Origin of the sequence: Streptomyces sp. NPDC051684, assembly GCF_044453445.1 — a bacterium.
Classification (GTDB): domain Bacteria; phylum Actinomycetota; class Actinomycetes; order Streptomycetales; family Streptomycetaceae; genus Streptomyces.
Window position 1 is genome coordinate 84,420 of the sequence record NZ_JBITCS010000033.1, and the last position, 9,901, is coordinate 94,320.

Here is a 9,901-nt window from a genome sequence, read left to right on the forward strand (position 1 = left end):
TCACGCAACCTGTTCGATCTCGGTGACCAGCGCCTGCGTCGCGCGCCGCAGCCGGGGGCGCACTCCGTCCCACGACTCCTCGGCGTCGCCCAGATACACGGCGCGGGCGTGCGCGAGCACCGCGCGGTCCTGCTCCGGGAGCCGGGCCAGCGCCCAGTCCGCCGCCGCGTCCTTGGACAGGATCTCGCCGGTCGCGAGGGTGGCCCAGACGCGGGCCAGGGTCAGGACCACATTGCGGGTGTCCATCTCCAACTCGTGGAGCAGCGCCGGGATCCCGGCCACCGTCGCGCGCCGGACATCGGCCGCAGGCGCCGCTTCGAGCAGGTCGGCGGCGGGCGGCCCGACCAGGGCGACACCACGCTGCCGCACCATCGTGACCAGCGCCGCCAGGTCCTCGTCCACCTCCGGCTCCGGCGTCCACTCGCGCTCGTACGCGTCCCGCCGCCACTCGCCGTACTGGAACTCCCGCACCGGCGGGTACCGCCAGGGCCGCAGATCGGTGAGTTGTACGAGCGTCAGCTCCACCGGGTGCTCCTGGCCCCGCGCCGCGCCCGCCCCTGACAGGTCGAGGAGTCCGGCGACGAGGCGTGCGCGTTGACCGGGTGTCGTGGCGGCGCCGGTCACCGCGAACACGTCCACGTCGCTGTGCGGGCGCAGGCCGCCGCAGACCGCCGAACCGTACGGATACGCGGCCACCAGATCAGGGCCGAGCACCTCGCGCAGCACCTCCACCACGCACTCCACCTGGCGCACGGCCGACTTCCTTCGCTTTCCGTCGATCCTTCGCCCGTCCCCGCCATCATGCACGGCCGTGACCAGTGGGTTGTGGTGGCGCCGCGGTGAACCGGGGGTGCCAGTCGCGCCAACTCCCGCCCCACCTCTGCCGGTTGCCCACCCGTGCCCCGCATACTCGCCGTGTCCCACACCGGCCCACCACGGGAGGCACGCATGGCCCCGACCACCCGCCGCAGAGCCCTCGGCACCCTCGCCGCCGCGCTAGCCGTCGGTGTCACCACGCCCGGCCTGGCACAGGCCGCCGGGCACAAGCGCGGCCCCGCGCCCCTGCGGCGCGCCCACGCCCACAACGACTACGAGCACCCGCGCCCTCTGTTCGACGCGCTCGACCAGCGGTTCAACAGCGTCGAGGCCGACATCTACCTCGTCAACGGCGACCTCCTCGTCGCCCACGACCCCGTCGACCTCGACCCCACGCGCACCCTGGCGTCGCTCTACCTCGACCCGCTCGCCGCCCGTGTGCGGGCCAACCACGGATCGGTGTACCGGGGTTGGCGCACGCCGCTGCAGCTCCTCGTCGACATCAAGACCGACGGCGCGGCGACGTACCAGGAACTCGACCGCCAATTGCGCCGCCACGGCCGCCTCCTCACCACGTACGACCGCGGGCGCGTGCACACCGGCGCCGTCACCGTCGTCGTCTCCGGGGACCGGGCCGCCCGCCCGCCGATGGAGGCGCAGACCAGGCGCAGCGCCTTCTACGACGGCCGCCTCGCCGACCTCGGCAGCGCGGCGCCCGCCTCGTTCGTCCCGCTCATCAGCGACAACTGGGCCAACAACTTCACGTGGCTGGGCAGCGGCCCCATGCTCGCGGCCGAGCGCGACAAGCTGCGCGGCATCGTCGGCGCCGCGCACAAGCGCGGTCAGCGCGTCCGCTTCTGGGCGACGCCCGATGTCGCCGGGCCGGAACGGGACGCCGTGTGGGCCGAGTTGATCGCCGCCGACGTCGACCACCTCAACACCGACGACCTCGCGGGCCTTCGCACCTTCCTGGAGGCCCACGACAAGAGTTCCGGCCGGTGACCCCGGGTTAACACCCGTTCGGGGGACAGGTCATGCCCCGGTCGGCGCCCTCCGCTGCGTCACACTTGCGGCCGATAGCCACGGTGTTGACGTGGCGGAGGAGGTTCGGCGATGTCTCTGTCCATTTCCGTCGTGGTGTTGCTGCTCATCGTCGCGGTGATCTTCCTGCGCAACGGCGCCATGAAGCTCTCGCACGCGCTCGTGTGCGTTCTGCTCGGCTTCCTGCTCGCGGGCACCGACGCGGCGCCCACCATCCATGACGGGATCAACTCCACCGCCACCCTGGTCAGTAACCTCAACCCGTAGACAACCCGCGGGGCACGCCCCGGAATTGACTCTTCTGGACGCATCCCCGGACCGTTTGAGACGGTGATCGGGAACGTCAACGTTCCGTTTCACGGGGAGAAGTATGAAGAAGTTCGATCCGCGCCAGGCCGCCGGCGTCGCGGTCACTCCGGCGGCGGCTCGTTGAAGGCCTGCATCACCACCTCCAGCAGCCAGAAGGCGACCTACCACCTGTACGAGCAGGACGCGGAGAAGTACGACGCGAAGCTGGTGGCCGAGGCCAACAGCGGCGGCTGCTGGACCTTCAACAACCTCGACGACTACGTCGACGGCGACAACGACCGCGCCGAGTTCTACATCGGCTCGGACGACTCCGGCATGAAGCGGGTTCACTACTACGACTGACCCGCCCGCACGGTCACCCGGCCGCCCGGACGAGCCCCACGGCTCCGTCCGGGCGGCCGGTCGTCGTGACGCCCCGGCGGCGCTACTTCGCGCCCGAGAACACTCCGATCCCGTTCGCCACCGCCCGCTCCGGCGGGTCGCTGGGGTGATTGCGGACCGACACCGAAGGCGCGCCGGGTGCGCGCGCCACAAGGGTTGACGAACCGCCGCCGTCCAGGCTGAACGCGTCGGCAGACCCCAACGACCGCATCGTGGCGGCGACTTCGGCCATCGACATGCCGGTGCGGTAGGCCGGGGCGCCGTCCAGGGCCATCAGGATCAGCCGACGGCCACCGTCCCCGATGCCCGCCGCCGTGCGCACCGCCGATGTCGCCGCGTCCAGACCGGGCAGCGGCGCGCCGTCGCGCAACACCGGATAGCCGCCCACCGCGAAGCGGTACGGGACGTGCGAGCGCGCGGCGACGAGCCGGTGGTGGACCGTGACCGGGTCGCCCGTTGACAGCTTGCGCAGCCACTGCGCCCCGGCCTCCCTGCCGACCAGAACCGTGGAGCCCGCCGCGATCGGCCCGCTGCCGGGCGTGTCCGCCGACGAGACGACCCGCCCGCGCCGCACGGTCACCTCGTACGTGTCCGTGCTGCACGGAGCCGCCCGCTGGGTGTCCGTGCCACAGGTCGCCCGCACCCGCGACACGATGCCCCAGTCGGACGTGAACGCCCCCACTGAGCCGACCGGCAGGGCGTACTGGTTGAGCCCGCCCAGCGGCAGCCGGTCGTGCGGGGTGCGGACCGAGCCGTCGAGGTCCAGGGTGTCCAGGCGGGCCCGCCGGTCGACCCCGACGCCGAGGACGTCGCGGGTGGAGGTGCCCGGCGGCAGCGCCGGGCCGAAGCGCTGACCGTTCGGCACGGCCGCCTTGAGCGTGTGCCCGCCCGCGATGGCCGGGCCGACGGAGGCGCCGGTGACCTCGACGCCCGGATGCTGGCTCTCGGTGATGTTGAAGAAGTCCCCGTTGACCCCGCCGACGGCGCCGGCCGCGTCGGACATCGCGGAGACGCTGGCACGGGCCCCGACCGCGCCGGGGTGCAGCAGGTCGACCCGCACGCGCGGGTCGGTCAGATCGACGGTGAGGACATGGGCGTGCGCGGTGCCCTTGGCGGCGGGGACGTCGAACTCCGTGTACGTGACGCCCGGGGCGACCCGCTCGCCCGAAGTGGCGCCGGCCGGTACCGCACCCGACAGGGCGGCACCGGCCAGCATCGACGCGACCCCGAGGGCCGCAAGGGCTCTTCTGCCTCTCTTGCCAACTCGCTTCTGCATGCGGGGAGTTCAGCAGACGAGGGGTCGCGCGTCGATGGCTACGTAGCGACCAGGCGCGAACGGATCAGGAAACGTACGCCTTCGGGTGCCTCCAGGGAGAAGCCGCTGCCGCGTCCCTCGACGACGTCGACGATGAGCCGTGTATGGCTCCACACCTCGTACTGGCTCTTGGACATCCAGAACGACACCGGCTCCGCCACCCCCGCCACCGCGAGATCGGCCAGGAGCACGTCGGAGGCTCCCGTGCGGAACTCGCCCGCCAGGTAGCACATCGGCGCGCTGCCGTCGCAGCAGCCGCCGGACTGGTGGAACATCAGCGGACCGTGGTCCTCGCGCAGCCGCCGCACCAGCTCGGCGGCCGCGTCCGTCAGCTCCACGCGGGGTACGTCGGTCATGCCGAACAGTCAAAGGGGTGGGACGTTGCGACCACGTTGCACGCGCGACGCGGGCCCCGGCATAAGCTCCGCACATGGAACAGAGGGAGATCATTCTGCGGGCCATCGGCGTGCTCACCGAGACGCACGAGATGGTGCGCAGGCTCAGCGACGGCGAGGCACTGGACACCGACCTGACGCAGCTGGGGCGGCTCGTGTCGGAGGTGTTCCCGACCATCGAGATCCCGTCGGGGGCCAGTGCGGAGGAGGCGGCCGAACTGACCATCGCCGCGCTGATGCCGGCGAGTGTGTCGCTCGTGGAGGCGTTCGCGTTCCTCTTCACGCAGCTCGCCAAGGTCCACGACGAGGGCCGCATGGACGTCAACTCCAGCGAGCTGCTGCAGGAGATCGCGCTGCGGATGTCCGATCCGGGAGCCCAGGAGGCGGAGGAGGAGTGAGCGGTTCGGGCGCCCGCTCGTGCGGCGGGCGCCCGAACGCCCTGTTCGTGAACCAGTGAGTTCCGCCGCGCCTACTTGTGGGGCCCGCGGAAGCGTCCGAACGCCTTGCCGAGCGTGCCGAACGGTGAGGCGTCCTTGGCGTCCGGGTCCATCGGCGCGTGCGACGGGCTCTCCGCGCGCGGCGCCTCCGCCAGCGCGGCCCGTGCCGCTTCGGCCGCCTCCCGGTAGCTGTCCCGGGACCTGGTCATCGCATCGAGCGCCTCGGCGTACTTGGTGACCATGTCCTGGGCGTGTGTCAGCTCCTCGTCGGACGTGAGCAGATGCCAGCCGTCCCGCAGCCGGGTGAGGGCCTGCTGCGCCTCCTCGGTCAGCGGCCGCGGGAACGCGGTGAACTCCCGGATCCGGTCCAGGAGTTCCGTCGGCTCGCTGCCGTCGAGGAACACGCTGCGCACGGTGAAACGGTCCGCCGCGTAGTCCGGGTGCGGCGGCGTGGTCGGCAGTACGACGGCGCCGCCGCGCGGCATCCCCGCCTTGAAGTCCTTGCGCAGCCCGAAGTCCACGATCTGCGCCTGGTCCGGCGTCGCCCGGTGCTCGATCACCCGGTGCTGCAGGCTCGGCGGCAGGAACCGCGTCAGCGACCGCTGCCCCTGGGCGTCCGGTGTCATCGCCTCGTGGACGACGACATGCAGGTACCAGCTCGAGCGCGAGCAGTCCTTGAGGAGACGGCGCAGCGAGTCGTCGTCCTTGGGCAGATGGTTCGGCGCCCGCAGGCGCAGGCCCGCCACAGTGTCGTGGTCCCACGGCACCCGCTCGCTGTCCGGCCAGAACATCGGGGCGGGTGACGGCCAGGACAGCTCCCAGGCCCGCTCCGCCTCGGCGGCGAGGACCCAGGTGACGCCCTCGGAGCCCTTGGTGCGGGCGTCCGGCTCGTACGTCGTGAGCTGGCCGCGCACGGTGACGTTGTCGGACACGCGCCAGCGTGCCTCGAACACCCGGCGGGCGCCGGGGCCTGGCCCGGCCTCCGGGTCGCGCGGGTGCAGCACCGTGGAGCGCGCCGCGTCCTCGGGATCGAGGTCGAGGAAGTCGTCGAGCACACCCGCCGCCTTGAGGGCGATCAGGTTGCGCCGGACGTCGCGTTCGGGCTCGGGCCCGAGGTGGCGTCCGCGTCCGAGCCACACGGTGTCGGGGACGGGTGTCGGGGTTGAGTTCTTCTTCGCCATGGAGTCGTTCTGTGAGTGATCGGGGCGCGACCAGTATGGGTCCGCGGACGCGCCGTGGCCAGGGCAGGGTGGGCCGGTGTCGGGATTGTCGCGCGTGAGTGCCCGATTCGCCCTCCGTGTACCCCGGCGTGGCGTGTCCGATCCCGTACGCTCGCCGAATGGCCAGGTACTTCGACGTGCACCCAGCAAACCCGCAAGCGCGCCTGATCTCCGCGATCGCCGACGGCATCCGCGACAGCGCGCTCGTCGCCTACCCCACGGACTCCTGCTACGCGCTCGGCTGCCGGCTCGGCAACCGGGCCGGGGTCGACCGGATCCGCACCATCCGGCAGCTCGACGACCGGCACCACTTCACGCTCGTCTGCCAGGACTTCGCCCAGCTGGGCAAGTTCGTCCACATCGACAACGACGTGTTCCGTGCCATCAAGGCCGCCACGCCCGGCAGTTACACCTTCATCCTGCCCGCGACGCGTGAGGTGCCGCGGCAGCTGCAGCACCCCAAGAAGAAGACCGTCGGCGTCCGCATCCCCGACCATGTGGTGACACAGGCCCTGCTCGCCGAGCTCGGCGAGCCGCTGCTGTCCAGCACACTGCTGCTGCCCGGCGAGGAGGAGCCGCTGACCCAGGGCTGGGAGATCAAGGAGCGGCTCGACCACCAGGTGGACGCCGTCGTCGACTCCGGTGACTGCGGCACCGAGCCGACCACGGTCATCGACTTCTCCGGCGGCGAGGCCGAGATCGTGCGCCGCGGGGCCGGGGACGCCGAACGCTTCGAGTGACTCAGCGCGGCGCCGTCGTGCCCAGATAGCGGATGTGCGGGCGGGCGCCGGGGCGGGTGACCTCGGCGCGCACCCCGTACACGTCGGCGATCAGCTCCTCGGTCAGGACCTCGCCCGGCTCCCCGGCCGCCACCACCCGGCCCGCGCGCAGCACGACGACCTGCGCGCAGTACGTGGCGGCGAGGTTCAGGTCGTGCAGGGCGACGACGGACGTGATGCCCAGCGTGCCGATCAGGTCGAGGAGTTCGAGCTGGTGCTGGATGTCGAGGTGGTTCGTCGGCTCGTCGAGCAGCAGCTCGCGCGGCTCCTGCGCGAGGGCCCGAGCGATCTGTACGCGCTGGCGCTCGCCGCCGGACAGGGTGTGCCACAGGCGGTGCGCCCGGTCGGCGAGTCCGCTGCGCTCCAGGGCGTCCCGGACCGCCGCCTCGTCGGCCGCCGACGCGGGCCGCCAGGCGCGGCGGTGCGGGACCCGGCCGAGCCGTACGACGTCGGCGACCGTCAACTCGACCTGGGCGTCCGCCTGTTGCTGCACCATGGCGATGCGCCGCGCGGCCTGTCTGCGGCCCACCGAGGCGAGCGGGTCGCCGTCGAGGGTGACGAGGCCCGCGGACGGGGCCAGCACCCCGGCGAGCAGACGCAGCAGGGTCGACTTGCCCGAGCCGTTGGGGCCGAGGACACCGGTGACGGTGCCGGGCTCGGGCGCCACGGACACCCCGTCGAGCACCAGCGCGCCGTCCGGCGACCACGACACGCGCTCCGCGCGCAGCCCCGCCGTCATCGCACACCCCGCCCGCGGTAGAGCACCAGCACGAACGCCGGCACACCGATCAGTGAGGTCACCACACCCACCGGAACCTCCTGCGGTTCGAGCACCGTCCGCGCCACCGTGTCCACCCACACCAGGAACACCGCTCCCGCGAGCGCCGTCACCGGCAGCAGCCGGGTGTGCCCCGGACCCACCAGGGCGCGCGCGGCGTGCGGCAGGACCAGACCGACGAAGCCGATCGCCCCCGCCGCGCTCACCAGCGCCGCCGTGAGCAGCGCCGTCACGCACAGCAGCACGATCCGGGTGCGGCCCACCCGGACGCCGAGGGCGGCCGCGGCCTCCGCGCCGAAGGCGAACGCGTCGAGCGTGCGCCCGTACGCCAGACACACCACCAGCGCCACGGCGAGCACAGCCAGGCACAGCCACACCTCGGTCCAGCCGACGCCGCTGAGCGAGCCGAGCAGCCAGAACAGCACGCCGCGCGTCGTCTCCGCGTCGGCGGAGGTCAGCACCACGAACGAGGTCAGCGCCGAGAACAGCTGCATCGCCGCGACCCCGCACAGCACCACCCGGTCCGTGCTGCCGCCCAGCGTGTGACTGAGCACCAGCACCAGGGCGAACGAACAGACGGCGCCGGCGAACGCGCCGCCGGACACCGAGACGGCGCCCCCGCCGAGGCCGAGCACGACGACGAGCACGGCCCCGGTCGACGCGCCCGACGACACACCGAGCACGAACGGGTCGGCGAGCGGATTGCGCAGCAGCGCCTGGAGCACGGTGCCGCACACCGCGAGCCCGGCCCCGCACACCGCGGCGAGCAGCGTCCGCGGCAGCCGCAGGTTCCATACGATGCCGTCGCGGATCGGCGAGAGGTCCGAGGTCGCCAGGCCGATCCGGTCGCCGACCGTCGCCCACACGTCGCCGACCCGGATCTGCGCGGGACCGATCGTGATCGCGAAGGCGACGGAGGCGCACAGCGCGGCGACGCCGACCGCCCAGGCGAGCGTGGCGCGCAGGGTGAAGCGGGGCGGAGCGTGCGCGTACGCCGCCGTCGCCGCGGGAGCCGGGACGGTGCGAGCCGTCACCGGGCGAGCCCGAACTCGCGCAGCCCCGCGGCCACCCGCTCCACGCCGTCGACCGTGCGGATGGTCGGGTTCATGGCCTGCCCGCTCAGGCGCACGTACCGCTTCTTCTTCACCGCGGTCATGTGCTTGGTGACGGGATTGGACTCAAGGAATTTGATCTTCTGCGCGGCCGACTCGGCGGACTGCGAGCGGCGCGTCAGGTCGCCGATGACCAACACGTCCGGATCGCGGTCCGCGACCGTCTCCCAGTTGACCTGCGGCCACTCCGCACGCGTGTCGTCGAAGACGTTCTTCGCCCCGAGCTCCTTGGTGACGACGCCGGGCGCGCCGCAACAGCCCGCCATATAGGGCGAGTCGGAGCTCGCGAACCAGTACAGGACGTCGACGCCGTGCGCGTCGACTCCCGAAGTGGCCGTACGGACACGGGACTTCAGCTTGCCGACCAGCTTCTCTCCGCGCTCCGGGACGTCGAAGACACGCGCCAGGTCTCGGATCTCGCCGTACACCACGTCGAGCCCGAGAGCCTTGGTCCGTACCCCGTCCCCGTCGCCGCCGTTGTCCTTGCCCGCACAGTCGCTGGGGGAGAGGTACGTGGGTACGCCGAGCTTCTCGAACTCCGCGCGCGGCGCCACGCCGCCCTTGCCGAGGGTGTACGTGAACGAGGCAGCCGCGAAGTCCGGTTCGGTGCCGAGGACCTTCTCGAACGACGGGTAGCGGTCGGCCAGGCGTGGCACCTTGCCATTGGCTTTCGCCAGGCTCTTGAGCACCGGATCGGTCCAGGTGCCGGTGCCGACCATCCGGTCCTGGAGACCGAGCGACAGCATGATCTCGGCGGAGCCCTGGTCGAGGGCGAGGGCGCGGCGCGGGGTGTGCTCGACCCGCACCTTCTCGCCGCAGTTGTCGAGCGTGACACCACCACCGCCACCGGCGGCATCGTCCTCGGTCGCGGCGGTCGTGCCGCACCCGGTGAGCAGCAGGGTGAGTGCCAACAGCGGGGCGCATCGGCGGAGTTGACGTGCGAACAGCACGGAGGTTCCTTCGCGTCCAGGGCTCATACGCGGAGCCGGCCTACGGTCCGCCCCCACACCACGCGGCACTGGAGGCCGCCAGCAGGTCTTCGGACTCGGGGTCGTCCGCGCGAAGCGCCTTCCCGGGCCGATGTACCGGCCCAGTGGCAGTGGCTCCGCCCGTCACCCTCACCGCTGCGCGTCAGTTCCGGATTCGCACCGGATTCCCTGACCCGTGTGCGTAGAAAAACACACAAAGGTACGACTGGCTCGGCGAAACTATCACGTCGGTCGTCGGCTAGGGCCTGTCGTTTGGATCAGGCCGGGCTCGCGGGGCCTGGCACGCACGCTCGCGGCGTTGTCGTCGGTCGACGACGCTCCGCGTCGCC

At 72.2% G+C, this 9,901-nt stretch carries 12 protein-coding genes and 1 riboswitch; of the genes, 5 read left to right on the forward strand and 7 right to left on the reverse strand.

Features of this window, described 5'->3' with window-relative positions; translation table 11 throughout:
- Positions 1–753 (reverse strand): aminoglycoside adenylyltransferase family protein, encoded by a 753-nt coding sequence (locus ACIA8D_RS32070; RefSeq protein WP_399237659.1) that lies wholly within the window; start codon positions 751–753, stop codon positions 1–3.
- Between the two features lie 195 nt (positions 754–948).
- On the opposite strand from ACIA8D_RS32070, the gene ACIA8D_RS32075 reads away from it, so the two are divergent.
- The 3 genes from ACIA8D_RS32075 to ACIA8D_RS32085 all read left to right on the forward strand — a co-directional run bounded on the left by ACIA8D_RS32075 (position 949) and on the right by ACIA8D_RS32085 (position 2,508).
- Complete coding sequence (locus tag ACIA8D_RS32075; RefSeq protein WP_399237661.1) at positions 949–1,818, forward strand: phosphatidylinositol-specific phospholipase C/glycerophosphodiester phosphodiesterase family protein; 870 nt, start codon at positions 949–951, stop codon at positions 1,816–1,818.
- A 111-nt stretch (positions 1,819–1,929) separates the two neighbouring features.
- Positions 1,930–2,124 (forward strand): hypothetical protein, encoded by a 195-nt coding sequence (locus ACIA8D_RS32080; RefSeq protein WP_399237662.1) that lies wholly within the window; start codon positions 1,930–1,932, stop codon positions 2,122–2,124.
- Positions 2,125–2,286: 162 nt separating this feature from the next.
- On the forward strand, positions 2,287–2,508 hold the full coding sequence (locus ACIA8D_RS32085) for a hypothetical protein (RefSeq protein ID WP_399237663.1): 222 nt from the start codon (positions 2,287–2,289) through the stop codon (positions 2,506–2,508).
- 82 nt (positions 2,509–2,590) lie between these two features.
- Here the strand turns inward: ACIA8D_RS32085 and ACIA8D_RS32090 are convergent, their stop codons facing one another.
- Together ACIA8D_RS32090 and ACIA8D_RS32095 are read right to left on the reverse strand one after the other, a co-directional pair.
- Positions 2,591–3,823: a phosphodiester glycosidase family protein gene (locus ACIA8D_RS32090; RefSeq protein ID WP_399237665.1), complete on the reverse strand. Its 1,233-nt coding sequence runs from the start codon at positions 3,821–3,823 to the stop codon at positions 2,591–2,593.
- Between the two features lie 38 nt (positions 3,824–3,861).
- On the reverse strand, positions 3,862–4,218 hold the full coding sequence (locus ACIA8D_RS32095) for a DUF779 domain-containing protein (RefSeq protein ID WP_399237667.1): 357 nt from the start codon (positions 4,216–4,218) through the stop codon (positions 3,862–3,864).
- Between the two features lie 74 nt (positions 4,219–4,292).
- Here ACIA8D_RS32095 and ACIA8D_RS32100 point away from each other — a divergent pair, with 74 nt between their 5' ends.
- Positions 4,293–4,655, forward strand: coding sequence for a hypothetical protein (locus ACIA8D_RS32100; RefSeq protein ID WP_399237669.1), 363 nt, complete (start codon positions 4,293–4,295; stop codon positions 4,653–4,655).
- A gap of 71 nt (positions 4,656–4,726) precedes the next feature.
- Here ACIA8D_RS32100 and ACIA8D_RS32105 read toward each other — a convergent pair whose 3' ends face one another.
- The gene (locus ACIA8D_RS32105) at positions 4,727–5,875 is read right to left on the reverse strand and encodes a hypothetical protein (protein WP_399237670.1); all 1,149 of its coding nucleotides are present in this window, start codon (positions 5,873–5,875) and stop codon (positions 4,727–4,729) included.
- Between the two features lie 158 nt (positions 5,876–6,033).
- Between ACIA8D_RS32105 and ACIA8D_RS32110 the strand changes: the two genes are divergently transcribed.
- Positions 6,034–6,654, forward strand: coding sequence for an L-threonylcarbamoyladenylate synthase (locus tag ACIA8D_RS32110; RefSeq protein WP_399237671.1), 621 nt, complete (start codon positions 6,034–6,036; stop codon positions 6,652–6,654).
- Position 6,655: 1 nt separating this feature from the next.
- On the opposite strand, the gene ACIA8D_RS32115 is transcribed toward ACIA8D_RS32110, so the two are convergent.
- From ACIA8D_RS32115 to ACIA8D_RS32125, 3 genes are all read right to left on the reverse strand, one after another.
- Positions 6,656–7,432, reverse strand: coding sequence for an ABC transporter ATP-binding protein (locus ACIA8D_RS32115; protein WP_399237672.1), 777 nt, complete (start codon positions 7,430–7,432; stop codon positions 6,656–6,658).
- Positions 7,429–8,436, reverse strand: coding sequence for a FecCD family ABC transporter permease (locus ACIA8D_RS32120; protein ID WP_399237683.1), 1,008 nt, complete (start codon positions 8,434–8,436; stop codon positions 7,429–7,431). The genes ACIA8D_RS32115 and ACIA8D_RS32120 overlap by 4 nt, the downstream gene beginning before the upstream one ends.
- A 65-nt stretch (positions 8,437–8,501) precedes the next feature.
- Positions 8,502–9,560 carry an ABC transporter substrate-binding protein gene (locus ACIA8D_RS32125; protein WP_399237673.1) on the reverse strand — a complete coding sequence of 353 codons (1,059 nt, stop codon included), beginning with the start codon at positions 9,558–9,560 and terminating at the stop codon, positions 8,502–8,504.
- Between the two features lie 35 nt (positions 9,561–9,595).
- A riboswitch (cobalamin riboswitch) is annotated at positions 9,596–9,797 on the reverse strand.
- Positions 9,798–9,901: the final 104 nt, after the last annotated feature.